The sequence below is a fragment of the Streptomyces sp. NPDC031466 genome (genome assembly GCF_055581265.1).
Genome location: NZ_JBVIJT010000008.1, coordinates 344,001 through 370,015, shown reverse-complemented (window position 1 = coordinate 370,015; position 26,015 = coordinate 344,001). Strand labels below are relative to the sequence as shown.

Below are 26,015 nucleotides of genomic sequence, written 5' to 3'. Positions count from 1 at the left end.
CCCCTACATGCCGCGAGGCGGGGCCGCCGTTGGGATGGCCGGGCAACCGTTCCGCCTCTTGATGCTGTGCGGCAGCTGTTCGAACACCGCCGCATCGCGCGGAACGTTACCGTATCGCGATCAGATGACCACTTCGACGCCCTCGCCGGGTGCCCTCCCTGACGCCCGTTCGGACTCCAGGGCCTGCTGAAGGATGATCACGGCGGCCGCCTGGTCGATGACGGACCTGCCCTTCTTGGACTTCACGCCCGAGGCGCGCAGGCCCTGACTGGCCGTCACCGTGGTCATCCGCTCGTCCACGAGCCGCACCGGGATGGGGGCGACCATGCGGGCGAGGTCCCGGGTGAACGCGCGGATCTTCGCGGCCGCCGGCCCCTCGCGCCCGTTCAGGGAGCGAGGGAGGCCGACGACGATCTCGATCGGCTCGTACTCCTCGACCAGCTGCCGCAACCGGCGCTGGGCGGCCGGGACATCGCGTCCCGGCACCGTCTCGACCGGTGTGGCGAGGATCCCGTCGGGGTCGCACGAGGCGACCCCGATCCGGGCGTCGCCGACGTCGACGGCAAGACGCCGGCCCCTGCGCATGCCCCGGGCAGGCTCGGTCATCAGGCCGTCTCGGTGACGAGGCGCTCGACGGCGGCGATGGCGTCGCCGATGGCGGCCGGGTTCTGGCCGCCGCCCTGGGCGACGTCCGGCTTGCCGCCGCCACCGCCGCCGAGGGTCTTGGCGGCGGTGCGGACCAGGTCGCCGGCCTTGAGACCGCGCTCACGGGCGGCCTCGTTGGTGGCGATGACCGTGAGCGGCTTGCCGTTGGCCGTGGTGAAGAGGGCCACGACCGCCGGACGGTCGCCGGGGATGCGGCCGCGCACGTCGAGGACGAGCCTGCGCAGGTCGTCGGCGCCCGTGCCGTCCGGCACCTGGCCGGTGACGACGGCGACACCGCGGACGTCCTTGGCGCCCTGGACGAGACCGGCGGCGGCCTGGAGGACCTTCTCCGCGCGGAACTTCTCGATCTCCTTCTCGGCGTCCTTCAGCTTGGCGAGCATGCCGGAGATCTTCTCGGGCAGTTCCTCGGAGCGGCCCTTGACCAGCTCCTGGAGCTGGGCGACGACCGTGTGCTCCTTGGCGAGGAAGTTGTACGCGTCGACGCCGACCAGGGCCTCGATGCGGCGCACACCGGAGCCGATGGAGGACTCGCCGAGCAGCTTCACCAGGCCGAGTTGGGCGGTGTTGTGCACGTGCGTACCGCCGCACAGCTCCTTGGAGAAGTCGCCGATGGTCACGACGCGCACGCGCTCGCCGTACTTCTCGCCGAACTCGGCGATGGCGCCCTGCTTCTTGGCCTCGTCGATCGACATGACCTCGGCCTGGACGTCCAGCTCGTGGGCGAGGACCTCGTTGATCTTCTGCTCGACGTCCGTCATGACGGCCGTGGGCACGGCGGAGGGCGAACCGAAGTCGAAGCGGAAGCGGCCGGGCTGGTTCTCCGAACCGGCCTGGGCGGCCGTGGGGCCGAGCGCGTCGCGCAGCGCCTGGTGGGTGAGGTGCGTGGCGGAGTGGGCGCGGGCGATGGCGCGGCGGCGGTGCGCGTCGATCGAGGCCCACACCGGGGCGCCGACGGTGATCTCGCCGACCTGTACGACTCCCTTGTGGACGTGCACGCCGGGGACCGGCTTCTGCACGTCGCGGATCTCCACGAGGGCGCCGCTGTCCAGACGGATGCGGCCGGTGTCACCGATCTGGCCGCCGCCCTCGGCGTAGAACGGGGTGCGGTCCAGGACGATCTCGACGTCGTCGCCCTCGGTGGCGGCGGGCGAGGAGACGCCGTTGACCAGCAGGCCGACGATCACGGCCTCGTTCTCGGTGAGGGAGTAGCCGGTGAAGTCGGTGGCGCCCGCGGTGTCGGCGATCTCGCGGTAGGCGTGCAGATCGGCGTGGCCGGTCCTCTTGGCCTTGGCGTCGGCCTTGGCGCGGTCCCGCTGCTCCTTCATCAGGCGGCGGAAGCCGTCCTCGTCCACGGAGAGGCCCTGTTCGGCGGCCATCTCCAGGGTGAGGTCGATCGGGAAGCCCCAGGTGTCGTGCAGCAGGAACGCCTTGTCGCCGGAGAGGACCTTGCCGCCGGCGGCCTTGGTCTCGGTGACGGCGGTGTCGAGGATGTTCGTGCCGCCCTTGAGGGCCTTGAGGAACGCGCCCTCCTCGGCGAGGGCGACGGTCTCGATGCGCTTGCGGTCGGTGAGCAGCTCGGGGTACTGCTGCCCCATCGTGTCGATCACGACGTCGATGAGCTCCTGGACCACCGGGCCGGTGGCGCCGAGCAGGCGCATGTTGCGGATGGCGCGGCGCATGATGCGGCGCAGGACGTATCCGCGGCCCTCGTTGCCGGGGGTGACGCCGTCGCCGATGAGCATGGCGGACGTACGGATGTGGTCGGCGACCACGCGCAGGGAGACGTCCGAGCCGTGCTCGGCGCCGTAGCGCACGCCGGTCAGCTCGGTGGCCTTCTCCATCACGACGCGCAGGGTGTCGGTCTCGTACATGTTCTGTACGCCCTGCAGGATCATGGCGAGGCGCTCCAGGCCGAGGCCCGTGTCGATGTTCTTCGACGGGAGCTCGCCGAGGATCGGGAAGTCCTCCTTGCCGTCACCGGCGCCGCGCTCGTACTGCATGAAGACCAGGTTCCAGATCTCCACGTACCGCTCGTCGTTGACGGCCGGGCCGCCCTCGACGCCGAACTCGGGGCCGCGGTCGTAGTTGATCTCGGAGCAGGGGCCGCAGGGGCCGGGGACGCCCATGGACCAGAAGTTGTCCTTCTTGCCCAGGCGCTGGATGCGCTCGGCGGGGACGCCGATCTTGTCGCGCCAGATCCGCTCGGCCTCGTCGTCGTCGAGGTAGACCGTGATCCACAGGCGCTCGGGGTCGAGGCCGAAGCCGCCGTCGGCCACGGAGCCGGTGAGCAGCTCCCAGGCCAGCTCGATGGCGCCTTCTTTGAAGTAGTCCCCGAAGGAGAAGTTGCCGCACATCTGGAAGAACGTGCCGTGCCGGGTGGTCTTGCCGACCTCTTCGATGTCGGGGGTGCGCACGCACTTCTGCACGCTGGTGACGCGCGGGCCGGGCGGCTTGACCTCACCCAGGAAGTAGGGCTTGAAGGGCACCATGCCGGCGGGGACGAGCAGCAGAGTCGGGTCGTCCGCGATGAGCGACGCCGAAGGGACGACGGTGTGCCCGCGCTCCTCGAAGAAGCTCAGCCAGCGGCGGCGGATTTCAGCCGACTCCATCAGTGGTCCTCATTCCGGTTGTACGAGTACGTCGTGTCCTGAGACTTCTCGACGTACAGCGTCTTCTTGTCGGTGTTCTTGTTGCTGTGGTTCTCGATGACCGCGAAGCGGCGCCCGGGCGGCAGTTCGGCGTCGGGGTGGCGGTTGAGGCCGAGGGCCTCGCCCAGCTCGGCCTCGCGTTCGAGCATGCCGTCGCGGACGTCGAGCGCGAAGTCCTTCAGCTTGTGGCCCGCCTCGATCGCCTTGTTCGCCGCCTGCGCGGCCAGGCTCTCGGGCGTGAGCTTCTTGAGCTTGCGGTTGACCTTGGTGGTGGCCCATACGCCGGCGGCTGCGCCCGCGGTGAACCAGAACGTGCGGCGGAACATCGCTGCGTCAGTCCCTCTTATTCCGGTTGTCCCGCTTCCTCCGCCGTGCGGAGGGGACGGTACGGCCCACGATCACCGTACGACGGGACGGCTTGGCGGGCATTTCGTTCACTTCGGGGTCGGCCTTGCGGCTGATGGCCCGGCGGACGCCGTATCCGAACGCGGCCACCTTGACGAGCGGGCCGCCGAAGGTGGAGGCGACCGTCGTGGACAGCGCCGAGGCGTTCGACGTGACCTCTTGGACGTCGGAGGCGATGGCGTCGACGCGGTCGATCTGCGTCTGCGCGGAGCGCACCGCGGTGGAGGCGTCGGCCAGCAGGGGGACCGCCTGCTCGGTCACGTCCGCGACGAGCTTGGTGGTCGCCCTGAGCGTCTGGGCCAGCCTCGCGAGCGCCACCGCGAGGAAGGAGACCAGGATCGCCCAGAAGACGGCCACCAGGATCCCGGCAACCTCTCCACCGGACACTTGGCACCGCTCCCTGAGACATCGTCCCTGAACATCGAAAAGTCGTCCCCCGACCCTATCGCGCCGGGGCCTCGCGTCTGTACCGCATTCCCGCACGCTGTCACCGGGCCTGTCATGGGAGCGGGCCCGGTGATTGTACGGACCGCACGCGGATGAGTACGCTCCGTACCCCATGCGACGCTCTCAACCCGGCAATCTCCCGCTGGAGCTCAACGCCTTCATCGGGCGCACCGCCGAACTCACCGAGCTGGCCGCGGCGTTGGAGGCCGGCCGGCTGGTCACCGTGACCGGCGTCGGCGGGATCGGGAAGTCGCGGCTGGCCGTGCGGGCGGCCGCGGGGGTCCGGCCGCGCGACGGCGCCTGGCTGGTGGACCTCACGCCAGTGCGGGACGCGGATCTGGTGGAGCACGCCGTCGCCGAGGCCCTGGGGCTGACCGACCACACGAGCCGGCCACCGCGTCAGGTGCTGCGCGAGCACCTCGCGGAGCGGGACGTGCTCCTCGTCGTGGACGGCTTCGAGCACCTCGTGGACGCCTGCGCCTCGCTGGTGCGGGACCTGCTCGTGCACTCCCCCGGGCTGCGGGTGCTCGCGGTGGGGCGCAGACCGCTGGAGACCGGCGGCGAGCGGCTCATCGCCCTCGCGCCGCTGCCCGAACAGGACGCGGCGGCGCTGTTCGCCGACCGGGCGGCGGCCTGCCTGCCCCGCTTCGCCGTGGACGACGCCAACCGCGCGGACGTCCTGGAACTGTGCCGGCGCCTGGACGGCATCCCGCTCGCGGTCGAACTGGCGGCGGGCCGGCTGCGGGCCCTCTCCCCCGCCCAGCTGCTCGCCCGGCTCGACGACCGCTTCCGGCTGCTGACCGGCACCCGGCGCGATGTGCCGCTCCGGCACCAGACGCTGCGCACGGCCATCGGCTGGAGCCACGAACTGTGCGCGCCCCGGGAGCGGCTCCTGTGGGCGCGGCTCTCGGTCTTCGCGGGGCAGTTCGACCTGGAGGCCGTCGAGTACCTCTGCGCCGGGGACGGGCTGCGGGACGACGAGATCCTCTGCGTACTGGACGAACTGCTCGCGCAGTCCGTGGTGATCCGCGAGGAGGGCCCGGCGGGCGTGCGCTACCGCATGCTCGACACGGTGCGGGCGTACGGCGCCGACTGGCTGGCGGCGGCGGGCGAGGCCACCCGGCTGCGGCGCAGGCACCGCGACTGGTACATGGGGCTCGCCACCTGGTGCGAGCTGGAGTGGTTCTCCCCGCGCCAGGCGGAGGTCGCCGCCCTCGTCGACCTCGAACTGCCCAATGTGCGGGCCGCGCTGGAGTTCTGCCTGACCGAGCCGGGCGAGGCCCACCTGGGGCAGTACCTCGCGGGCACGCTGTGGTTCTGCTGGGTGGGCTGCGGGCGCCTGGCGGAGGGCAGACACTGGCTCGACCGGGCGCTGGAGCTGGACGGCGGCCACGAGGACTCGCGGCTCAAGGCGCTGTGGGTGCTCGGCTATGTGGCGGTGCTCCAAGGGGACGCGGTCGCCGCCCTGGGCGCGCTGCACACCTGCCGCGACGGCGCCGAGCGTTCCGGCAGCGCGATCGCGGCGGCCTACGCCGAGCACCGCATCGGCTGCCTGGCCCTGGTCACGGACGACATCCCGCGTGCGGAGCGGCTGCTGCGCTCGGCTCTGGAGCGCTACCGGGAGATCGGTGAGCTGAACAGCAACGTCCTGATGGGCCAGGTCGAGCTGGCCATGACCCTGGCGTTCCGCGGCGAGCTGGCCGACGCGGTGGAGCTGTGCGAGGAGGTGCGCCGCGTCTGTGCGGACCACGGCGAGCGCTGGGCCCTCGCCTACGCCCTCTACGTCCTCGGGTACGCGGCCTGGACCCGCGGCGAGAGCGGGCGGGCGCGTGAGCTGCTCGCCGAGTCCCTCGATCTCGACCACCGCTTCCACGATCTGCTGGGCACGGTGCTGTCCATGGAGCTGCTCGCGCTGTTCACGGCGGAGGAGGGCGATCCGGCGGAGGCGGCGGTGCTGCAGGGCGCGGCGTCGCGCATCTGGCCCTCGGTGGGGCTGCCGCTGTTCGGTTCGGACCACTTCGGGGCGCCGCATGTGCTGTGCGAGGAGAAGGCCCGCGCGGCGCTCGGCGACGAGCGGTACGAGGAGTGTGTGCGCACGGGGGCGGGACTCGATCTGCGGGCGGCGGTGGCCAGGGCCCTGCGCACCGAGCCCGAGAACGAGCGAACCCGCCGCCTGCCCCGCCCGGAAGGGCGGGGTGGCGACGGGCTGAAGCAGGGTGAGCTACGTCCGGGTCAGCGGGCGTAGTACTCGACGACGAGCTGCTCGTCGCAGATCACGGGGATCTCCTTGCGGTTCGGGTCGCGGTCCAGGCGGAAGGCCAGGGCCTTCAGGTTCACCTGGAGGTAGCGCGGGGTCTCGCCGTCGGGGGCGAAGCCACCCTCGCGCGCGACCTGGAACAGCGGCTTCTCGCGGCTGCGCTCGCGCACCATCACGACGTCGTCCGGCCGGACGCGGAAGGACGGCTTGTCGACCTTCCCGCCGTTGACCTCGATGTGGCCGTGCACGACCATCTGGCGGGCCTGGTAGATCGTGCGGGCGATGCCCGAACGCAGAACCAGGGCGTCGAGACGACGCTCCAGCTCGATGACCAGGGCCTCACCGGTCTTGCCCTGCGTCTTGGCGGCACGCTCGTAGGCGCGGACGAGCTGGCGCTCGGACACGTCGTACTGCGCGCGCAGACGCTGCTTCTCCAGCAGACGGACCTTGTAGTCCGAGTTCTGCTTGCGCCCACGGCCGTGCTCGCCCGGCGGGTAGGGGCGGGCCTCGAAGTACTTGACGGCCTTCGGGGTCAGCGCGATGCCAAGAGCACGCGACTTCTTGACCTTGGGGCGGGACTGGTTCGGCATGAACCAACCTCTCTGTTCAATGGAATTCGGCTTCACCAGTGGTTAGGGGAGGTCGCATCCGCAGCCTGGGAAACCCCGTGGGCCTGGGCCGGTGGGCCCTGGGCCGTGAGGCAGCCGCTCCCTGGTCTGGGCACTATGTGCAGCACGCGAGTGGCCCACCGACCGATTCCCGGGCTCCGGGGTGGTGGTGGGCTGCCCGCGACACCTTCGACGGTGCGCGACGCTCCTGGATCCCCTGCGCCTTACGGCGTGGGGGTTCCGGCTGGATGTCCCGTTCTGGTGGTGCCGGTACGAGACCGGACACGGGACGCAGCACTTCGGGCAAGTGTACCGGGTGCGGCGGGGTGCCTCAGCCGGGGCCCTGGCTCTCGGGCTGCTCGCCCTTGAGCCGGGCGCGGACCCGCTCGACCACGTCGGCGTACCGCGCCTCGGCGCCGTACCTCGTGGGCCGGTAGTAGCGCTTGCCCTCGATGGTGTCCGGGGCGTACTGCTGGGCCGCGATGCCGCCGGGGACGTCGTGCGGGTACACGTACCCCTGGGCGTGGCCGAGCTTGGCCGCGCCCTTGTAGTGACCGTCGCGCAGGTGGGGCGGGACGGGGCCGGTGAGGCCGGCGCGGACGTCGGCCTGGGCCTGCTGGACGGCGATCGTCGCCGCGTTCGACTTCGGGGCCAGGGCGAGGGCGATCGTGGCGTGGCTCAGGGTGAGCGCGGCCTCCGGGAAGCCGATCATGGCGACGGCCTGGGCGGCGGCGACCGCGGTGGGCAGGGCGGTCGGGTCGGCGAGGCCGATGTCCTCGCTGGCGGAGATCATCAGGCGGCGCGCGATGAAGCGGGGGTCCTCGCCGGCCTCGATCATGCGGGCCAGATAGTGCAGGGCCGCGTCCACGTCGGAGCCGCGGATGGACTTGATGAGGGCGCTCGCGACGTCGTAGTGCTGGTCGCCGTCGCGGTCGTACTTCACCGCGGCGCGGTCGACGGACTCCTCCAGCGTCTGGAGGCTGATCGTCTCCTCGCCCTTGGCGAGGGCCGAGCCGGCGCCCGCCTCCAGGGCGGTGAGCGCGCGCCGGGCGTCGCCGCCCGCGATGCGCAGCAGGTGCTCCTCGGCCTCCTGCGGCAGCTCGACGGCGCCGCCGAGGCCCCGCTCGTCGGTGACCGCCCGGCGCAGCAGGTCGCGCAGGTCGTCGTCCGTGAGCGGTTCGAGGGTGAGCAGCAGGGAGCGGGACAGGAGCGGGGAGATGATCGAGAAGTACGGGTTCTCGGTGGTCGCCGCGATCAGCGTCACCCAGCGGTTCTCGACGGCCGGCAGGAGGGAGTCCTGCTGGGCCTTGCTGAAGCGGTGGATCTCGTCGAGGAAGAGGACGGTCTCCTTGCCGTGGCCGCCCATGGCCCGGCGGGCGCCGTCGATGACCGCGCGCACTTCCTTGACGCCCGCGGTGATCGCGGAGAGCTCGACGAAGCGCTTGTTCGTGGCCTTGGAGACGACGTACGCGAGAGTCGTCTTGCCGATGCCGGGCGGGCCCCACAGGAGGACGGAGGACGGCCCGGCCGGGCCTCCCCCGCTCTCGCCGACGAGGCGGCGCAGGGGGGAACCCGGTTTCAGCAGATGCTGCTGGCCGACGACTTCGTCGAGGGTGCGCGGGCGCATCCGGACGGCCAGGGGGCTGCTGGAGGGGTCCTTCTCCTGGCGGTCTTCGGCTGCGGCGGTGAACAGGTCGGGTTCCACGTCGAAAACCCTATGTCACGCCACTGACAATCCGTCCTGGGCCGGCGCGGGCGGCAGCGGCCCGGGCCGGGTCAGGCCCAGAGGTCGGCGCCCCAGCGCGTGAGGATCAGCATCGCGATGACGCCGATGTGCATCACGGGCAGGGCCCAGGTGAAGTCCTCCAGGAAGCTCCTGGCCCAGCGCGGCGCGGGCAGGAAGCCGGCCCGGACGTTGAACGACGTGACGTACCAGAACATCAGCAGGGTCGCGGCCCAGGCCAGGCAGCACCACAGGCAGAGCGCGTTGATGTGGTACAGCGACTGGATCATCAGCCAGGTGCAGAATCCGACGCCGAAGAGCGTGCCCACGTTGAACGTCAGCCAGTACCAGCGCGGGAAGCGGGCCCCGGCGAGCAGGCTCATGGCGACGCAGACCACGATGCCGTAGGTGACCAGGCCGAGCATCGGGTTCGGGAACCCGAAGACCTCCGCCTGCTCGCTCTTCATGATGCTGCCGCACGAGACGATGGGGTTGATGCTGCAGCCCGGCTGGAAGTTCGGGTCCTTCAGCAGCTCCAGCTTGTCCAGCGTGATGACCCAGGCGGCGAGCAGCCCCGCCGCACCCGTGATCAGCAGGAGCAGTGCCAGCCCACGGCTCCCGCCGACGGCGCCTGGAGCGGCCGCCCGCTCGCCGTGGTCCGCGTCCTGGTCCTGCGCCGAGATCGTTTTGGTCATCACGCCGTTCCGTCACTTGTGGAGGCCTGTGGGCACGCACATTGTGCCGCATGTACCTGTGTGTCCACCGGCCGTTGGACATCCCCGCCCGATCAGCCCAGCTTGCCCTTCAGGACGGCGACGATCTCGTCCACCGCGACGGCTTCCTGCTCGCCGGACTCCATGTCCTTGAGCTGTACGACGCCCTCGGCGAGGTCACGCTCACCGGCGACGACGGTGAAGCGGGCGCCGCTGCGGTTGGCGTTCTTCATCGCACCCTTGAGTCCCTTGCCGCCGTAGCTGAAGTCCGCCGCGACGCCGGCCTTGCGCAGTTCGGTCACCTTGGCGAAGAGCACGCGGCGCGCCTCGTCGCCGAGCGGCACCGCGAAGACGCTGGTGGGCGAGGGCAGTTCGAGCTCGACGCCCTCCGCCTCCAGGGCGAGCACCGTGCGGTCCACGCCGAGGGCCCAGCCCACCGAGGGCAGTGAGGGCCCGCCGATCATTTCGGACAGGCCGTCGTAGCGCCCGCCGCCGCCGACCGCCGACTGCGAGCCGAGGCCGTCGTGGACGAACTCGAAGGTCGTACGGGTGTAGTAGTCCAGGCCGCGGACGAGCTTCTCGTCGTCCTCGAAGGCGACGCCCGCCGCCGTGATCAGCTCACGGACCTGCTCGTGGTACGCCTTGCAGGCGTCGCACAGGTGGTCGCGCAGCGAGGGGGCGCCCACGAGCTGCTTCTGCACGTCGGCGCGCTTGTCGTCCAGGACGCGGAGCGGGTTGATGTCGACACGTCGACGTGTCTCCTCGTCCAGGTCGAGGCCGCGCAGGAAGTCCTGGAGCGCCGTCCGGTAGACGGGGCGGCACTCCTTGTCGCCCAGGGAGTTGAGCAGGATGCGGAAGTTCCGCAGGCCGAGCGCGCGGTACGCCTGGTCGGCGAGGATGATCAGCTCGGCGTCGAGCGCCGGGTCCTCGGCGCCGATCGCCTCGGCGCCGACCTGGGAGAAGTGGCGGTAGCGGCCCTTCTGGGGGCGCTCGTAGCGGTAGTACGAACCGGAGTACCAGAGCTTGACGGGGAGGTTGCCGGCCTTGTGGAGGCTGCCCTCCAGCGCGGCGCGCAGCACGGAGGCGGTGCCTTCGGGGCGCAGGGCGAGCCTGTCGCCGCCCTTGGTCTCGAAGGCGTACATCTCCTTGGTGACGATGTCGGTGGACTCGCCCACGCCGCGCGCGAACAGCTCGACGTTCTCAAAGCCGGGCGTCTCGATGTAGCCGTAGCCGGAGTTGCGCAGCGGCGCGGCGATCGCCTCGCGGACCGCGAGGTACTTGGCGGAGTCGGGCGGCAGCAGGTCGTAGGTGCCCTTGGGGGCCTTGAAGGTGCTCACGGGTGTTCTCTCGTCACATTCCTCGTCGCGGGGCGGACGTGGGGTCCGCCCTGTGGCCTTGACGGGCCGCGGCCACCTGCCGCAGATACGGGTTGGTGGCGCGCTCCTGGCCGATGGATGTCTGGGGGCCGTGGCCGGACAGCACCACGGTCGAGTCGTCGAGCGGCAGGCACACGCGGGCCAGCGACTCGAGGATCTCGGGGTGGCTGCCGCCGGGCAGGTCGGTGCGTCCGATGGAGCCGGCGAAGAGCAGGTCGCCCGAGAAGAAGACCGAGGGGATCTCGGCCGTCTCGGGCATCCGGAAGGTCACCGACCCCTTCGTATGGCCCGGTGCGTGCGCGACGGAGAAGTCGAGGCCGGCCAGCCTCAGTTCGGCGCCGTCGGTCAGCTCCCGCAGGTCGTCGGGCTCCCCGACCGTCAGCTCGCCCATGAGCGGCATCCCGATGGAGCGGCCGAGCGCCTTCTCGGGGTCGCTCATCATGTACCGGTCCGAGGGGTGGATCCAGGCGGGCACGTCGTGCGCCCCGCACACCGGGACGACCGAGGCGACATGGTCGATGTGGCCGTGGGTGAGGACGACCGCGACGGGCTTGAGCCGATGCTTCTGGAGTGCGTCCTCGACTCCCTGGGCGGCCTGGTGGCCCGGGTCGATGATCACGCACTCCTCGCCTGCGGCGGGGGCGACCACGTAGCAGTTGGTGCCCCAGGCCCCGGCGGGGAACCCGGCAATGAGCACGATCGTCCTTCGTTCGTCGTCCGGCGGGAGGGCCGCGGATCCCCGTCGGGAGATCGCGGTGGGTCAGAGCCTACCGGCGCTGCCGATTCCACAGCGAACCCATATACGGTACGGGGCACATTCAGGCGGTCCCGCGAAAGGACCGGGGCAGCAGCGGAAAGAGGAGATCACCCGGTGGTCAGCAGCGATCAGCGGCGGCGGCAGCTCGCCCGGGAGAAGTTCGAGCGCCAGCAGCAACGGCGCGAGGCCGCGCGGCGCAGGGCGCGCCTGCGCAACGGCGTGCTCGCGGGGGCGCTCGCGGTGGTGGTGGCGGCCGGCGCGGTGTCGTACGCGGCGGGCGCCTTCGACGGTGACGGTTCCACGAAAGACGACGCGGCGGCGTCGCCCAGCAGCACGCCGAAGGACCCCTGCGGGAAGGCGGCACCCGGCAAGGTGAAGCCGCTGAGCTTCCCGAAGGAGCCGGCGCTCAAGATCGACAGGTCCGCCGACTACACGATGAGGCTGGAGACGACCTGCGGCGACATCGTGCTCGACCTGGACGCCGCGAAGGCCCCGCACACCGTCAACTCTTTCGACTTCCTGGTGAACAAGGGCTACCTGGACCACACCGCGTGCCACCGCCTCACCACCGGCGGTGTCTCCGTCCTGCAGTGCGGCGACCCGAAGGGCACCGGGGAGGGCGGCCCCGGCTACTCGCTCCCGGACGAGAACCTCAAGGACAAGCGCCTGAAGAAGAACGTGTATCCGGCGGGCACGGTCGCCATGGCGAACCAGTACAACGCCCGGACGAAGAAGGGCCGCGACACCGGCGGCAGCCAGTTCTTCCTCGTCTACCGGGACAGTCAGCTCCCGCCCGACTACACACCGTTCGGGACCATTTCCGATTCCGGGATGAAGGTGCTCAAGAAGATCGCCGCCGCCGGGGAGAGCTCCGGGCAGGGCGACGGCGCCCCGAACGCGACGGTCGTCATCGACAAGGCCACCGTCACGAAATCCTGAGCCCGCCGGGCAAACTTCGCTCGTGCGGGATGCGGACAGCCGCCCCGCCGGTCGCCTATGTTGGCGGTGACGAAACTGTGGACGATGCCGGGGGCCCGACGGCCCTGTGCAGGCATCATGTGGAGGAGGCGCTGTGAGCAGCGACCCGTGGGGCCGCGTCGACGAGACGGGGACCGTGTACGTGCGTACGGCCGACGGCGGCGAGCGAGTGGTCGGTTCGTGGCAGGCAGGATCTCCTGACGAGGCCCTCGCCTACTTCGAGCGCAAGTACGAGGGCCTGGTCGTCGAGATCGGACTCCTCGAGCGCCGGGTGAAGACGACCGACCTGTCCGCCAAGGACGCGATGACCGCCGTCGACCACCTGCGCCAGCAGGTCGACGAGGCGCACGCGGTCGGTGATCTGGACGCGCTGGGCAAGCGGCTCGACAAGCTGGTGGAGACCATCGAGGCCCGCCGCGAGGAGCGCAAGGCGCAAAAGGCCAAGCAGTCCGACGAGGCGCGGCACGCCAAGGAGGCCCTGGTCGTCGAGGCCGAGGAGCTGGCCCAGAGCGATCAGTGGCGGCCGGCGGGCGAGCGGCTGCGGGCCCTGGTGGACACCTGGAAGGGTCTGCCGCGCCTGGACCGCAAGTCGGACGACGAGCTGTGGCACCGCTTCTCGCACGCCCGCTCGGCGTTCTCCAAGCGCCGCAAGGCGCACTTCGCCTCGCTGGACGCGCAGCGCGAGGAGGCCCGCAAGGCCAAGGAGAAGCTGGTCGGCGAGGCGGAGGCGTTGTCGAGTTCGACGGACTGGGGCCCGACGGCCGCGCGCTACCGCGAGCTGATGACCGACTGGAAGGCCGCGGGCCGCGCGCAGCGTGAGCACGAGGACGATCTGTGGAACCGCTTCCGCGGCGCCCAGGACGTCTTCTTCGCGGCGCGCAGCGCGGTCTTCGCGGAGCGCGACGCCGAGCAGGGCGAGAACCTCAAGCTCAAGGAGGAGCTGGCCGACGAGGCCGAGAAGCTCGTCCCGGTGACGGATCTGAAGGCGGCCCGCGCCGCGTTCCGCTCCATCAACGAGCGCTGGGAGGCCATCGGTCACGTCCCGCGGGACGCGCGTCCGAAGGTCGAGGGCCGCATGCAGGCCGTGGAGCGGGCGCTGCAGGAGTGCGAGGAAGCCGAGTGGCGCCGCACGAACCCGGAGGCGCGCGCGCGTGCCGAGGGCCTGACGGGGCAGCTGCAGGCGGCGGTGGACAAGCTGACGGAGCAGATCGACAAGGCTCGTACTGCCGGCAACAACTCCAAGGCCGACAAGCTCCAGAAGGAGCTCGAGGGCCGCCAGGCGCTTCTCGACCAGGCTCTCAAGGGTCTGCACGAGTTCGGCGGCTGACAGCCTTCACGACACATGGGCCCGCCCCCGGCGCTTCTGCGCCGGGGGCGGGCCCATGTGCAACAGAAGTCAGGGCCTGCGCGCCGACGTCACCCGGTAGACGTCGTACACGCCTTCCACTCCCCGGACGGCCTTGAGCACGTGCCCCAGGTGCTTGGGGTCGCCCATCTCGAAGGTGAAGCGGGAGGTGGCGACGCGGTCGCGTGAGGTCTGCACCGCCGCCGACAGGATGTTCACGTGCTGGTCCGAGAGGATGCGCGTGACGTCCGACAGGAGGCGCGAGCGGTCCAAAGCCTCGACCTGGATGGCGACCAGGAAGACGGAGGACTGGGTGGGCGCCCACTCGACCTCCAGGATCCGCTCGGGCTCGCGGGAGAGCGAGTCCACGTTCACGCAGTCGCTGCGGTGCACCGAGACGCCGCTGCCGCGGGTGACGAAGCCGATGATCGGGTCGCCGGGGACGGGCGTGCAGCAGCGGGCCAGCTTGACCCACACGTCCTCGACGCCCTTGACGACGACACCCGGGTCGGCGTTGGAGCGGCGCTTGCTGCGGCCGCGCGAGGGCGGCGCGCTCTCGGCGATGTCCTCGTTGGCGGCTTCCTCGCCGCCGAGGGCCTGGACGAGCTTCTGCACGACGGACTGCGCGGTGACATGGCCCTCGCCGATCGCCGCGTACAGGGACGAGATGTCGGGGTAGCGCATCTCGTGGGCGAGCGTCACCAGGGAGTCGCCGGTCAGGATCCGCTGGATGGGCAGGTTCTGCTTGCGCATGGCGCGCGCGATGGCGTCCTTGCCCTGCTCGATGGCCTCGTCGCGGCGCTCCTTGGAGAACCACGCGCGGATCTTGTTGCGCGCCCGCGGCGACTTGACGAAGCCGAGCCAGTCGCGGGAGGGGCCCGCGCCTGCGGCCTTGGAGGTGAAGACCTCCACCAGGTCGCCGTTGTCCAGGGTCGATTCGAGCGGCACGAGGCGGCCGTTGACCCGCGCCCCTATGGTGCGGTGCCCGACCTCGGTGTGCACCGCGTAGGAGAAGTCGACGGGGGTGGCACCGGCGGGCAGCGCTATGACGTCGCCCTTGGGCGTGAAGACGAAGACCTCGTTGCGCGAGAGGTCGAAGCGCAGCGATTCGAGGAACTCGCTGGGGTCCTCGGTCTCCTTCTGCCAGTCCAGGAGCTGGCGCAGCCACGCCATGTCGTTGAGGTGGTCGTCCTTGCCGCCGGCCTTCCTCGGCACGTCGGTGCGCACCTTCGAGGCGCCGGCGACGGCCTCCTGCTTGTACTTCCAGTGCGCCGCGATGCCGTACTCGGCGCGGCGGTGCATGTCGAACGTGCGGATCTGTAGCTCGACGGGCTTGCCGTTGGGGCCGATGACCGTCGTGTGCAGCGACTGGTACATGTTGAACTTCGGCATCGCGATGTAGTCCTTGAACCGGCCGGGGACCGGGTTCCATCGCGCGTGGACGGTGCCGAGCGCCGCGTAGCAGTCGCGGACCGTGTCGACGAGGACACGGATACCCACCAGGTCGTAGATCTCCGCGAAGTCACGGCCGCGGACGATCATCTTCTGGTAGACGCTGTAGTAGTGCTTCGGGCGGCCGGTGACGGTGGCCTTGATGCGGGCGGAGCGGAGGTCGGCCTGGACCTCGTCGGTCACTATGGCGAGGTACTCGTCGCGCTTGGGGGCCCGTTCGGCGACTAGGCGCACGATCTCGTCGTACATCTTGGGGTAGAGGATCGCGAAGGCGAGGTCCTCCAGCTCCCACTTGATGGTGTTCATGCCCAGGCGGTGGGCGAGCGGCGCGTAGATCTCCAGGGTCTCGCGCGCCTTCTTCTCCTGCTTCTCGCGCTTGAGGTAGCGCATGGTGCGCATGTTGTGCAGGCGGTCGGCGAGCTTGATGACCAGGACGCGGGGGTCCTTGGCCATGGCGACGACCATCTTGCGGACGGTCTCGGCCTGCGCGGCCTCGCCGAACTTGACCTTGTCGAGCTTGGTGACGCCGTCGACGAGCAGGGCGACCTGGTCGCCGAAGTCGCGCCGCAGGGTGTCCAGGCCGTACTCGGTGTCCTCGACCGTGTCGTGCAGGAGACCGGCCATCAGGGTGGCGGGGTCCATGCCCAGCTCGGCGAGGATGGTCGTCACGGCGAGCGGGTGCGTGATGTACGGGTCGCCGCTCTTGCGCTTCTGCCCGCGGTGCCAGCGCTCGGCGACCTGGTAGGCCCGCTCGATCTGGCGGAGCGTGGACGTCTCGATCTTGGGGTCGTTGCTGCGCACGATCCGCAGCAGGGGCTCCAGGACCGGGTTGTACGGGTTCGAACGCTGGACGCCGAGCCGGGCGAGGCGCGCCCGCACCCGGTTGGAGGAGCCGGAGCGCGCGGGCTGGCCACCGGCCGGACGGATCGCGGGAGCTGTCGGGAGGTGGTCGGCGGGCGGCTTCGGACGAGGCTCGGCCGGCTTGTCGCCCCCGGAGACCTCTTGCCGGGCACGCTGCGCGGACGTGTCGCCCTGGGCGCCCTCTGCCTTCTTCGCGGGCGCGACGGAGCCCGCCGAGGCCTGCTGGGCCTGCTGGGCGGCCTTGGCGGCGGTGAGTGGCTGGGACTCGTCTGGCAAGAGCGCTCCCTGTGCGCGATCGGGTCCCCCGGACAGGCCCCGAAGTACCCATGGTATCGATCCTGGGGCTCGGCTCGCCTGCGGCGGGTGGGACGCCTCCGTACCGGAGGAACGCCAGGGGCCGGGCGGCGATTCCCCGACCGGCGCCCTGTTCGGCCGCGCGAGCCTCCGGGAGCTTACAGCGCGACGGACGCCCCGGCCGGTGGCGGGACGTCCGTCGCGTCGTCGTGCGTGTCGCCTCAGACGGTGATGAGGGCCTCCAGGGGCGCCCCGGCCAGCGCCTCGACCAGCTTGTGCCGGCCCTGGAGGAAGCCGAGCTCCATGAGGACCGCGACGCCGGCCACCTCGGCGCCCGAGCGCCGGATCAGGTCCAGCGAGGCGCCCGCGGTGCCGCCGGTGGCGAGGACGTCGTCGATGACCATGACGCGGTCGCCCGCGGCCAGGTCCTCGGCGTGCACCTCGATCTCGGCGCTGCCGTACTCCAGGTCGTAGCGCTGGCGCAGCGTCGCGCCGGGGAGCTTGCCCGCCTTGCGTACGGGGATGAAGCCGAGCCCGGCGCGGAGCGCGACCGGGGCGCCGAGGATGAAGCCCCGGGCCTCCAGGCCGACGATCTTCGTGGCGCCGTGGCGCACGCAGAGGTCGGCCAGCGTCTCCGTGAGCGCCGCGAAGGCCGCCGGGTCGGCGAGCAGCGGGGTGATGTCCTTGAACGTCACGCCCGGGATCGGGTAGTCGGGGACGTCACGGATGCGGCTCAGCAGCAGCTCCGTGACGTCCGTCGACGCGGTCATCGGCGCTTCCCCGAGGGACGGCCCTTGCCGCGGCTGCGGGAGGCGGGCTGGGCCCGCGGACCCACGACAGCCGGTGCGGCGTCGTCGGGGACGCCGTCCCGCGGCTCGTCACCCGCGTACTCGGACTCCTCCGCCGAGTCCCCCTTGGCCGCGGCCGACGCGCGCTTGGCGAGCACCCGCTTCTTGAGGGCCTTCAGCTGCGGCTCGCGCTCCTTGAGGTCGGCGACGAGCGGCGTCGCGATGAAGATCGAGGAGTACGCGCCGGCCGCGAGGCCGACGAACAGCGACAGCGAGATGTCGTTGAGCATGCCGGCGCCGAGCGCGCCGCCACCGATGAACAGCAGGCCCGCCACCGGGAGCAGCGCGACGACCGTGGTGTTGATGGAGCGCACCAGGGTGCCGTTGATGCTGCGGTTGGCGATCTCGCTGTAGGTGAAGCGCGTCTGCTTGGTGATGTCCTTCGACTGCTCCTTCAAGCTGTCGAAGACCACGACCGTGTCGTAGAGCGAGTAACCGAGGATGGTCAGCAGACCGATCACCGTGCCGGGGGTGACCTCGAAGCCGACCAGTGCGTAGACACCGACGGTGATCGTGATGTCGTGGATCAGCGCGATCAGTGCGGCGAGGGCCATGCGCCACTCGAAGGCGATGGCCAGATAGATCACCACGAGGACCATGAAGATCGCCAGGCCCTGCCAGGCCTTGTTGGCGACCTGCTCGCCCCAGCTGGGGCCGACCAGGTCGGCGTTGATCTCGTCGGCCTTGACGTCGAGGTCGCTCGCCAGGGCCTTCTTGATCTGGTCGGACTTGTCGATGTCCACGCCCGCGATCTGGATGCGCATCGCGTCGTCGCCCAGCTTCTGGACGATCGCGTCATGGCCCGAGGCCTTCTCCGCGGACTCCTCGGCCTGCGCGACGGAGACGGTGGTCTTCGGGGTGTTGAAGACGGCACCGCCCTCGAACTCGATGCCCATGTTCAGGCCGCGCACCGCCAGGCCGACGATGGCCGTGATGGTGATCAGGATCGAGACGGCGTACCAGATCTTGCGCTTGCCGATGAAGTCGTAGCCGACCTCGCCGTGGTAGAGCCTGGCGCCGAGATTGCCGAGCTTCGACATCTCACGCCTCCTTCGGGTCGACAGGGCCAACGGATGAGCCGGTGGCGCGGCGGGACCGGCGGATCGGGGGCTTGATGCCGAGCCGCTTCGGGTCGAAGCCGGACCACTTGTGGCCGTTCGCGAAGAACTTCTTGCGTGCCATGAGCGTCATCAGCGGCTTGGTGAAGAAGAAGACCACGACGACGTCCAGCAGCGTGGTCAGACCGAGCGTGAACGCGAAGCCCTGCACCTTGCCGACCGTCACGATGAACAGGACGGCGGCGGCGAGGAACGACACGAAGTCGGAGACCAGGATGGTGCGCCGGGCGCGCGGCCAGGCCCGCTCGACGGCGGGGCGCAGCGTGCGTCCCTCCCGGACCTCGTCACGGACGCGTTCGAAGAAGACGATGAACGAGTCCGCCGTGATGCCGATGGCGACGATGGCGCCGCAGACCGCGGGCAGGTTCAGCGCGAACTTGATGGTCGGTCCGAGCAGCGTCATGATCGTGTACGTCAGGGCCGCGGAGACCAGGAGGCTCGCGATGGCGATGAGCGACAGGCCGCGGTAGTACACCACGAGGTAGATCACGACGAGCGCGAGGCCGATGGCGCCCGCGATCAGGCCCGCCTTGAGCTGCTCGCCGCCGAGGGCCGGGCTGACCGTGGTGACGCTCTGCTCGTGGAAGGTGAGCGGCAGGGCGCCGTACGACAGGATGTTCGCCAGCTCCTTGGCGGACTCCTGGTTGAAGCTGCCGGAGATCTCGGCGTTGGCGGTCAGGGTCGTCCGGACGCTGGGGGCCGAGACGACCTCGCGGTCCATGACGATGGCGAACTGGTTCTGCGGGGGCTGCTGCGTCGAGAGCTTGCTGGTGACCTTGGCGAACTTCTTCGAGCCGTCCTTGGTGAAGTCCATGTTGACGACCCAGGTACCGCTCTGCGGATTGATCGTCGCCTGCGCCTCGTCGACGTCCTTGCCGTTGACCTCGGCCGGGGCGAGGATGAACTTGTCCCACGTCTTGCCGTCGGGGCTCTTGCCGCAGGCGACGGTCGGCTCGGACGGCTTGACGCCCTCGCCGGCCGCGCCCCGGGCCTTCTTGTCCGTGCAGTTCAGCTTGGCGAACTGCGCCTGGAGCTTGGCCGTGGCGGGATCGGCGGACGGCGTGGCCGACGGGGCCTTCTTGTCGTCCTTCTTCTTGCCGTCCTCGGCCTTGTCCTTGTCCGACGGGGGCGTGGTCGGGTCGGCCTTCAGGGCCTCGCTGACGGCACGGCCCTGGGGGGACGCGGTGGCGGTCGGGGAGGTCGCCTTGTCCGTGGCCTTGTCCGTGGCCTTGTCCGTGGCCTTGTCCGTGGCCTTGTCGGCCGCCTTTTCCTTGTCCTTCTCCTTGTCCGTCTTGGACGAGGAGCTGGGGGACGGCTCGGGGGTCGGGCCGCTGGGGGCCTGGGTGATCACCGGGCGGAAATAGAGCTGCGCGGTCGTGCCTACCTGGTCGCGGGCCTGCTTCTCGTCCGTCCCCTTGGGGATGTTGACGATGATGTTCTTCTCGCCCTGGGTCTGGACCTCGGCCTCGGAGACACCCAGACCGTTGACGCGGTTGTTGATGATGTCAACAGCCGTGTTCATGTTGGTCGGGTTGATCGCGTTCTCCTGGCCCGGCTCGTTCCTCGCCTCGAGCGTGATGCTCGTACCACCCGCGAGGTCGATGCCCAGGCGCGGTGTGGTGTGCCCGGAAAGGAACATTCCCCCGGTCAGCGCCACGAGGGCGATCAGGATGAAGGCCAGTGCGCGACCCGGTTTGCCCGGCGCGCTCTGCCTTCGGCCCTTCTTCGGTGCTGCCACCTTCTCGTTCTCCCTGTCCAACCGCCCGGCATACGGTCCGGCCCCGAGCGGTGCGGGGCGGGCCCGGGCGGGCGGCCATGAAGTGGTGTCGAGACTCGGCGCGAAATGCACGTGGTCCGGGACCCGTGGTGCGCGAGCGGCGCGCCCCCCGGCTCCCGGTCGTGACTACTTCGCGTCGGACTCGCCGTCGGTCTTCTTCGGCTTCGCGTCGTCGGCGGTGCCGGCCTCGTCGGCCGCGTCCTTCTTGCCGAGGTCGATGCGCGAGTCGTCGGAGGCGTCGGCGGGCTCGGCGGACTCGGTGAGGGAGGAGGCGTCGTCCGGAACGACGGGGGCGTCCTCGTTCAGGTCGTCCTCGGTGCCGTGCACGATGCGGTTGTACTCGTCGTCGGCCAGTACGGCGCCGATCGCGTTCTTCGCGTAAACCGCGTGGACACCGGGGGCCACCTCAAGGAGGACGGCGTCGTCGTGGACCTCCTTGACGGTGGCGTACATGCCGCCGATCGTGCGGATGCCGGTGCCGGGCTGCATGTCGTTACGCATCTGCGCGGCGGCCTGCTGCTTCTTCTTCGCCGACCGGGTCATCAGGAACATGGCCCCGATGAGCACGATGAACGGGAGGAGGGTCACGATATTCACGGGACGGAATTTCCTTCGCACGACCGCGCGAGTGAAGCGGCCTACTGGATGGGGGTGGGCACGCCGCCCGCAAAGGCGGCATCGGCGGAGTCTAAGCGAGTCCGCGCCTAACGAACAACGCTCAGCATGGCACCGCAGTTCCTCGCCACACGACTCCCCGTGCCGTTGTGGCGCGGTTGCGCCGTCGTCCTGCCGCCGTCACGACCCGAACAGGTCCTGCTGTCCCTTTCCGCCCGTCTGCCGCGGGGGCACGAGCCCCAGGTGCGCCCAGGCCGCCGGGGTGGCCACGCGCCCGCGCGGGGTGCGGGCCAGCAGCCCTTCGCGCACCAGGAAGGGCTCGGCCACCTCCTCGACGGTCTCGCGCTCCTCCCCCACGGCGACCGCGAGGGTCGACAGGCCGACGGGCCCGCCGCCGAACAGCTTGAGCAGGGCCTGCAGGACGGCGCGGTCCAGACGGTCGAGGCCGCGTCCGTCGACCTCGTAGACCGCGAGGGCCGCGCCCGCGATGTCACGGTCGATCACCCCGTCGGCCTTGACCTGGGCGTAGTCCCGCACGCGGCGCAGGAGGCGGTTGGCGATGCGGGGGGTGCCGCGCGAGCGGCCCGCGATCTCGGCGGCGCCGGCCACGTCGATCTCCACGTCGAGCAGCTGGGCGGAGCGGTGGACGACCCGCTCCAGCTCGGCCGGTTCGTAGAACTCCATGTGGGCCGTGAAGCCGAACCGGTCGCGCAGCGGCGGCGGCAGCAGACCCGCGCGCGTGGTGGCGCCGACCAGGGTGAAGGGCGGCAGTTCGAGGGGGATGGCGGTGGCGCCGGGGCCCTTGCCGACGATGACGTCGACCCGGAAGTCCTCCATCGCCATGTACAGCATCTCCTCGGCGGGCCGCGACATGCGGTGGATCTCGTCGAGGAAGAGGACCTCGCCCTCCTGGAGGGAGGAGAGGATCGCCGCGAGGTCGCCCGCGTGCTGGATGGCCGGGCCGCTGGTGATGCGGATCGGGGCGCCCATCTCGGCGGCGATGATCATCGAGAGGGTCGTCTTGCCGAGGCCGGGGGCTCCGGAGAGCAGGACGTGGTCGGCGGTGGCGCCCCGCGCGCGGGCCGCCCGCAGGACGAGGTCGAGCTGCTCGCGGACCTTCTCCTGGCCGATGAACTCGCCCAGGTCCTTGGGGCGCAGGGCGGCCTCGACGGCCTGATCCTCGCCGTCGGCGGACGCACCGACGAGCCGCTCGGCCGCTGCGGCAGCTTCGTCGGTCGTGTCGTCCCAGTTCATGCGGTGTGCCTCGCGATGCGGTTCAGGGGGTGGCGGCTGGTGCGGTACGGGGTGGTGGACGGACGCTAGCGGGTGCGGTTCAGGGTCTGGAGCGCGGCCTTGAGGAGCCGGCCGACCTGCGGGGTGCCCTCGGCGGCCTCGGCCTGCGGGGTGACGGCGGCGACGGCCTCGTCGGCCTCGCGCGTGGCGTATCCGAGGCCGATGAGCGCGGCGTGCAGCTGCTCGCGCCAGCCGGAGGTGACGGGGGTACCGACGGCGGGGCCGCCGGTGCCGAGGGGCTCGCCGAGGCGGTCCTTGTACTCCAGGAGGAGCTTCTGGGCGCCCTTCTTGCCGATGCCGGGCACGGCGGTCAGCGCCTTCTCGTCGCCGGTGGAGACGGCGCGGCGCAGGGCGTCGGGGCTGTGCACGGCGAGCATGGCCAGGGCCAGGCGGGGGCCGACGCCGCTCGCGGTCTGGAGCAGCTCGAAGGTCTGGCGCTCGTCGTCGTCCGCGAAGCCGTACAGGGTGAGGGAGTCCTCCCGTACGACCAGCGAGGTGGCGAGCTTGGCCGGCCGGCCCACCCGGAGCGTGGAGAGGGTGTTCGGCGTGCACTGCACGGCCATGCCGATGCCGCCGACCTCGACCACCGCGGCATCGGGGGCGAGGGCGGCGACGGGGCCGCTGACGAAGGCGATCATGCGGTACGGCCTTTCTGGGCTGTGGGGGTCTTGGCCGCGTGCTGGGCGACGGCCTGCTGGAGTCTGTTCCGGGCGACGGCCTGCTGGAGGCGGTTTTGCGCCGGCGCGCGCCAGATGTGGCAGATGGCGAGGGCGAGGGCGTCCGCGGCGTCGGCGGGCTTGGGCGGTGCGTCGAGCCGCAGGAGGCGGGTGACCATCGCGCCGACCTGGGCCTTGTCGGCCCGCCCACTGCCGGTGACGGCCGCCTTGACCTCGCTGGGGGTGTGCAGGACGACGGGGATGCCGCGGCGGGCGGCGCACAGCATGGCGACGGCGCTGGCCTGGGCGGTGCCCATGACCGTGCGGACGTTGTGCTGGCTGAACACGCGCTCCACGGCGAGGACTTCGGGGCGGTACTCGTCGAGCCACTGCTCGATGCCCTGCTCGACGGCGACCAGCCGCAGGCCCAACTCGGCGTCGGCCGGAGTCCGCACGACACCGACGCCGCGCATGGTCAACGGTCGTCCGGCGACGCCCTCGACGACACCGACACCGCACCGGGTCAGCCCCGGGTCGACCCCCAACACGCGCACGTACGCCCCTCCCCTCGCCTGTCCGTGCAGGTTATCGGGTCCCTCTGACAACGCGACGGGCCGACGGGGTGTGTCCCGTCGGCCCTTGCGCGCCCTGCGGGGACGCGGAGAACTGCGCGAGCGACCACGAACGAGCCGCGGCCGGATCGCCGGTGACCCGGCGGAGCGCTTACGCGTCGACCTGCGCCATGACCTCGTCGGAGACGTCGAAGTTGGCGAAGACGTTCTGCACGTCGTCGCTGTCCTCCAGGGCGTCGATCAGCTTGAAGATCTTGCGGGCGCCCTCTTCGTCCAGCTCGACCTGCATGGTGGGCACGAAGTTGGCGTCGGCCGAGTCGTAGTCGATGCCGGCCTCCTGGAGCGCGGTGCGCACCGCGACCAGGTCGGTGGCCTCGCTGAGCACCTCGAAGCTCTCACCGAGGTCGTTGACCTCTTCGGCGCCGGCGTCCAGGACCGCGCCGAGCACGTCGTCCTCGCTCAGGTCGCCCTCGCCCTTGGGGACGATGACGACGCCCTTGCGGTGGAAGAGGTACGACACGGAGCCGGGGTCGGCCATCGAGCCGCCGTTGCGCGTCATCGCGACGCGGACGTCGGACGCGGCGCGGTTGCGGTTGTCGGTGAGGCACTCGATGAGCACCGCGACCCCGTTCGGGCCGTAGCCCTCGTACATGATCGTCTCGTAGTCGGCGCCACCGGCCTCGAGACCGGCGCCGCGCTTGACCGCAGAGTCGATGTTCTTGTTCGGGACCGAGCTCTTCTTGGCCTTCTGGATGGCGTCGAACAGGGTCGGGTTACCGGCGGGGTCGGCACCGCCGGTACGCGCCGCGACCTCGATGTTCTTGATCATCTTCGCGAAGAGCTTGCCGCGCTTGGCGTCGATCACGGCCTTCTTGTGCTTCGTCGTAGCCCATTTAGAGTGGCCGGACATCTGCCTGTCTCCTTCGCGTTACCCAACAACCAGTAGGAACTCTCCCAGACCGTAAGGCTCCGGGGTCCCCGGAGATCCTACAAGGATCCCGCGCGCCCGTTCCCCCGCACCATCTCCACGAACAGCGCGTGCAGACGGTGGTCGCCCGTGAGTTCGGGGTGGAAGGACGTGGCGAGCGCGTTGCCCTGGCGTACGGCGACGATGTGGCCCTCGTGCTCGGCGAGCACCTCCACCTGCGCGCCGACCGACTCCACCCAGGGCGCGCGGATGAAGACACCCTCGACGGGGGCGCCCTCGACGCCCTTGACGCCGACCGCGGCCTCGAAGGACTCGTTCTGCCGCCCGAAGGCGTTGCGGCGCACGATCATGTCGATGCCGCCCACCGTCTCCTGGCCCGAGCGCGGGTCGAGGATCTTGTCGGCGAGCATGATCATGCCCGCGCAGGTGCCGTAGACCGGCATGCCCGCGCGCACCCGCGCACGCAGGGGCTCCATGACGCCGAAAAGGGCCGCCAGCTTGGAGATGGTGGTGGACTCGCCGCCGGGGATGACCAGGCCGTCGACCTCGGCCAGCTCTTCGGGGCGCCGCACCGGCCTGGCCAGGGCGTCCGCCGAGGCCAGGGCGATCAGGTGCTCCCGTACGTCCCCCTGAAGGGCGAGGACGCCCACTACGGGAGTGGTCATCACCAGCCTCGGTTCGCGTAGCGCTCGGTCTCGGGCAGGGTGTCGCAGTTGATGCCGACCATGGCCTCGCCGAGGTTGCGGGAGGCGTCCGCGATGATCTTCGGGTCGTCGTAGAAGGTGGTGGCCTTCACGATGGCGGCGGCACGCTTGGCCGGGTCGCCGGACTTGAAGATGCCGGAGCCGACGAAGACGCCCTCGGCGCCGAGCTGGCGCATCAGGGCGGCGTCGGCCGGGGTGGCGACGCCACCGGCGGAGAAGAGCACGACCGGCAGCTTGCCCAGCTCGGCGGTCTCCTTGACCAGCTCGTAGGGGGCGCGCAGCTCCTTGGCGGCGGCGTACAGCTCGTTGTTGTCGTAGCCGCGCAGGCGGGCGATCTCGTTCTTGATCTGGCGCAGGTGGCGGACGGCCTCGACGACGTTGCCGGTGCCGGCCTCGCCCTTGGAGCGGATCATGGCCGCGCCCTCGGCGATGCGGCGCAGGGCCTCGCCCAGGTTGGTGGCGCCGCACACGAACGGCGTGGTGAAGGCGAACTTGTCGCTGTGGTTGACCTCGTCGGCCGGGGTGAGGACCTCGGACTCGTCGATGTAGTCGACGCCGAGGGACTGCAGGACCTGGGCCTCGACGAAGTGCCCGATGCGGGACTTGGCCATGACCGGGATCGAGACGGCCTCGATGATCTCCTCGATCATGTTCGGGTCCGACATCCGGGCCACGCCGCCGTCCTTGCGGATGTCGGCGGGCACCCGCTCCAGCGCCATGACGGCCACGGCGCCGGCGTCCTCGGCGATCTTCGCCTGCTCGGCGTTGACGACGTCCATGATCACGCCGCCCTTGAGCTGCTCGGCCATGCCGCGCTTCACGCGCGCGGTGCCGGTCTCGGGCGTCGGGTTGCTGGTGGAGGGGGTGCTGGACACGGGGTTGACCTCACTCGCTGAAGAGAAGTTTCTGCACTTCCGAGGAAACGCCCGTCCACCAGGCCACAGCAAGGGCCAATGGATGACCGGTGGCTCATT

The 26,015-nt window shown here is 70.7% G+C and carries 22 protein-coding genes and 1 pseudogene; 3 read left to right on the top strand and 20 right to left on the bottom strand.

What is annotated here, in order from left to right; translation table 11 throughout:
- Window positions 1-120: 120 nt before the first annotated feature.
- The 4 genes from ruvX to ACZ5GP_RS21985 are packed head-to-tail and all read right to left on the bottom strand — an operon-like array spanning window position 121 to window position 4,106.
- On the bottom strand, window positions 121-606 hold the full coding sequence (gene ruvX / locus ACZ5GP_RS22000; protein ID WP_468752436.1) for a Holliday junction resolvase RuvX: 486 nt from the start codon (window positions 604-606) through the stop codon (window positions 121-123).
- Window positions 606-3,275, bottom strand: coding sequence for an alanine--tRNA ligase (alaS, locus tag ACZ5GP_RS21995; protein ID WP_468752435.1), 2,670 nt, complete (start codon window positions 3,273-3,275; stop codon window positions 606-608). The genes ruvX and alaS overlap by 1 nt, the downstream gene beginning before the upstream one ends.
- On the bottom strand, window positions 3,275-3,640 hold the full coding sequence (locus tag ACZ5GP_RS21990) for a DUF6167 family protein (protein ID WP_468752434.1): 366 nt from the start codon (window positions 3,638-3,640) through the stop codon (window positions 3,275-3,277). Before ACZ5GP_RS21990 ends, alaS begins: the two co-directional genes overlap by 1 nt.
- 7 nt (window positions 3,641-3,647) lie before the next feature.
- On the bottom strand, window positions 3,648-4,106 hold the full coding sequence (locus tag ACZ5GP_RS21985; RefSeq protein WP_468752433.1) for a DUF948 domain-containing protein: 459 nt from the start codon (window positions 4,104-4,106) through the stop codon (window positions 3,648-3,650).
- Between the two features lie 172 nt (window positions 4,107-4,278).
- On the opposite strand from ACZ5GP_RS21985, the pseudogene ACZ5GP_RS21980 reads away from it, so the two are divergent.
- A pseudogene (locus ACZ5GP_RS21980) lies at window positions 4,279-6,376 on the top strand (ATP-binding protein).
- 22 nt (window positions 6,377-6,398) lie between these two features.
- Here the strand turns inward: ACZ5GP_RS21980 and rpsD are convergent.
- The 5 genes from rpsD to ACZ5GP_RS21955 form a co-directional block, all read right to left on the bottom strand.
- Window positions 6,399-7,013, bottom strand: coding sequence for a 30S ribosomal protein S4 (rpsD, locus tag ACZ5GP_RS21975; protein ID WP_358583954.1), 615 nt, complete (start codon window positions 7,011-7,013; stop codon window positions 6,399-6,401).
- Between the two features lie 349 nt (window positions 7,014-7,362).
- Complete coding sequence (locus ACZ5GP_RS21970; RefSeq protein ID WP_468752432.1) at window positions 7,363-8,736, bottom strand: replication-associated recombination protein A; 1,374 nt, start codon at window positions 8,734-8,736, stop codon at window positions 7,363-7,365.
- A 71-nt stretch (window positions 8,737-8,807) separates the two neighbouring features.
- On the bottom strand, window positions 8,808-9,449 hold the full coding sequence (locus tag ACZ5GP_RS21965; RefSeq protein WP_468752431.1) for a vitamin K epoxide reductase family protein: 642 nt from the start codon (window positions 9,447-9,449) through the stop codon (window positions 8,808-8,810).
- Window positions 9,450-9,541: 92 nt separating this feature from the next.
- Window positions 9,542-10,804 carry a histidine--tRNA ligase gene (gene hisS, locus ACZ5GP_RS21960; RefSeq protein WP_468752430.1) on the bottom strand — a complete coding sequence of 421 codons (1,263 nt, stop codon included), beginning with the start codon at window positions 10,802-10,804 and terminating at the stop codon, window positions 9,542-9,544.
- Window positions 10,805-10,817: 13 nt separating this feature from the next.
- Complete coding sequence (locus tag ACZ5GP_RS21955) at window positions 10,818-11,540, bottom strand: MBL fold metallo-hydrolase (RefSeq protein ID WP_468752429.1); 723 nt, start codon at window positions 11,538-11,540, stop codon at window positions 10,818-10,820.
- 174 nt (window positions 11,541-11,714) lie between these two features.
- Between ACZ5GP_RS21955 and ACZ5GP_RS21950 the strand changes: the two genes are divergently transcribed.
- Both ACZ5GP_RS21950 and ACZ5GP_RS21945 read left to right on the top strand, forming a co-directional pair.
- The gene (locus ACZ5GP_RS21950) at window positions 11,715-12,539 is read left to right on the top strand and encodes a peptidylprolyl isomerase (RefSeq protein WP_468752428.1); all 825 of its coding nucleotides are present in this window, start codon (window positions 11,715-11,717) and stop codon (window positions 12,537-12,539) included.
- A gap of 133 nt (window positions 12,540-12,672) precedes the next feature.
- The gene (locus ACZ5GP_RS21945) at window positions 12,673-13,905 is read left to right on the top strand and encodes a DUF349 domain-containing protein (protein ID WP_468752427.1); all 1,233 of its coding nucleotides are present in this window, start codon (window positions 12,673-12,675) and stop codon (window positions 13,903-13,905) included.
- 69 nt (window positions 13,906-13,974) lie between these two features.
- On the opposite strand, the gene ACZ5GP_RS21940 is transcribed toward ACZ5GP_RS21945, so the two are convergent.
- The 11 genes from ACZ5GP_RS21940 to pdxS form a co-directional block, all read right to left on the bottom strand.
- Window positions 13,975-16,512: a RelA/SpoT family protein gene (locus ACZ5GP_RS21940; protein ID WP_468752426.1), complete on the bottom strand. Its 2,538-nt coding sequence runs from the start codon at window positions 16,510-16,512 to the stop codon at window positions 13,975-13,977.
- Between the two features lie 239 nt (window positions 16,513-16,751).
- Window positions 16,752-17,300, bottom strand: a complete 549-nt coding sequence (locus ACZ5GP_RS21935; RefSeq protein ID WP_358699427.1) for an adenine phosphoribosyltransferase — start codon at window positions 17,298-17,300, stop codon at window positions 16,752-16,754.
- A complete protein-coding gene (gene secF / locus ACZ5GP_RS21930) occupies window positions 17,297-18,418 on the bottom strand; it encodes a protein translocase subunit SecF (RefSeq protein ID WP_468752425.1) in 1,122 nt (373 codons plus the stop codon). Before secF ends, ACZ5GP_RS21935 begins: the two co-directional genes overlap by 4 nt.
- Window position 18,419: 1 nt before the next feature.
- Entirely contained in the window at window positions 18,420-20,234 is a 1,815-nt protein-coding gene (gene secD, locus ACZ5GP_RS21925) for a protein translocase subunit SecD (RefSeq protein ID WP_468752424.1), read from the bottom strand.
- Window positions 20,235-20,399: 165 nt separating this feature from the next.
- Window positions 20,400-20,870: a preprotein translocase subunit YajC gene (gene yajC, locus ACZ5GP_RS21920; protein ID WP_468752423.1), complete on the bottom strand. Its 471-nt coding sequence runs from the start codon at window positions 20,868-20,870 to the stop codon at window positions 20,400-20,402.
- 198 nt (window positions 20,871-21,068) lie between these two features.
- Entirely contained in the window at window positions 21,069-22,142 is a 1,074-nt protein-coding gene (gene ruvB, locus ACZ5GP_RS21915; RefSeq protein WP_358585763.1) for a Holliday junction branch migration DNA helicase RuvB, read from the bottom strand.
- A 65-nt stretch (window positions 22,143-22,207) separates the two neighbouring features.
- On the bottom strand, window positions 22,208-22,819 hold the full coding sequence (ruvA, locus tag ACZ5GP_RS21910; protein WP_468752422.1) for a Holliday junction branch migration protein RuvA: 612 nt from the start codon (window positions 22,817-22,819) through the stop codon (window positions 22,208-22,210).
- On the bottom strand, window positions 22,816-23,391 hold the full coding sequence (ruvC, locus tag ACZ5GP_RS21905; RefSeq protein WP_468752421.1) for a crossover junction endodeoxyribonuclease RuvC: 576 nt from the start codon (window positions 23,389-23,391) through the stop codon (window positions 22,816-22,818). The genes ruvA and ruvC overlap by 4 nt, the downstream gene beginning before the upstream one ends.
- A gap of 169 nt (window positions 23,392-23,560) precedes the next feature.
- Window positions 23,561-24,319 carry a YebC/PmpR family DNA-binding transcriptional regulator gene (locus ACZ5GP_RS21900; RefSeq protein WP_468752420.1) on the bottom strand — a complete coding sequence of 253 codons (759 nt, stop codon included), beginning with the start codon at window positions 24,317-24,319 and terminating at the stop codon, window positions 23,561-23,563.
- Between the two features lie 77 nt (window positions 24,320-24,396).
- Window positions 24,397-25,002 carry a pyridoxal 5'-phosphate synthase glutaminase subunit PdxT gene (gene pdxT, locus ACZ5GP_RS21895; RefSeq protein ID WP_358585755.1) on the bottom strand — a complete coding sequence of 202 codons (606 nt, stop codon included), beginning with the start codon at window positions 25,000-25,002 and terminating at the stop codon, window positions 24,397-24,399.
- Window positions 25,002-25,916 (bottom strand): pyridoxal 5'-phosphate synthase lyase subunit PdxS, encoded by a 915-nt coding sequence (pdxS, locus tag ACZ5GP_RS21890; protein WP_466658362.1) that lies wholly within the window; start codon window positions 25,914-25,916, stop codon window positions 25,002-25,004. Before pdxS ends, pdxT begins: the two co-directional genes overlap by 1 nt.
- Between the last annotated feature and the right edge of the window lie 99 nt (window positions 25,917-26,015).

Coding starts and splice junctions, on each gene's coding strand:
- ACZ5GP_RS21900 (WP_468752420.1), bottom strand. CDS start 24,319: ATGTCCGGCCACTCTAAATGGGCTACGACGAAGCACAAGAAGGCCGTG.
- ruvA (WP_468752422.1), bottom strand. CDS start 22,819: ATGATCGCCTTCGTCAGCGGCCCCGTCGCCGCCCTCGCCCCCGATGCC.
- pdxT (WP_358585755.1), bottom strand. CDS start 25,002: ATGACCACTCCCGTAGTGGGCGTCCTCGCCCTTCAGGGGGACGTACGG.
- ACZ5GP_RS21990 (WP_468752434.1), bottom strand. CDS start 3,640: ATGTTCCGCCGCACGTTCTGGTTCACCGCGGGCGCAGCCGCCGGCGTA.
- ruvB (WP_358585763.1), bottom strand. CDS start 22,142: ATGAACTGGGACGACACGACCGACGAAGCTGCCGCAGCGGCCGAGCGG.
- ACZ5GP_RS21935 (WP_358699427.1), bottom strand. CDS start 17,300: ATGACCGCGTCGACGGACGTCACGGAGCTGCTGCTGAGCCGCATCCGT.
- secF (WP_468752425.1), bottom strand. CDS start 18,418: ATGTCGAAGCTCGGCAATCTCGGCGCCAGGCTCTACCACGGCGAGGTC.
- alaS (WP_468752435.1), bottom strand. CDS start 3,275: ATGGAGTCGGCTGAAATCCGCCGCCGCTGGCTGAGCTTCTTCGAGGAG.
- ACZ5GP_RS21965 (WP_468752431.1), bottom strand. CDS start 9,449: ATGACCAAAACGATCTCGGCGCAGGACCAGGACGCGGACCACGGCGAG.
- ruvX (WP_468752436.1), bottom strand. CDS start 606: ATGACCGAGCCTGCCCGGGGCATGCGCAGGGGCCGGCGTCTTGCCGTC.
- rpsD (WP_358583954.1), bottom strand. CDS start 7,013: ATGCCGAACCAGTCCCGCCCCAAGGTCAAGAAGTCGCGTGCTCTTGGC.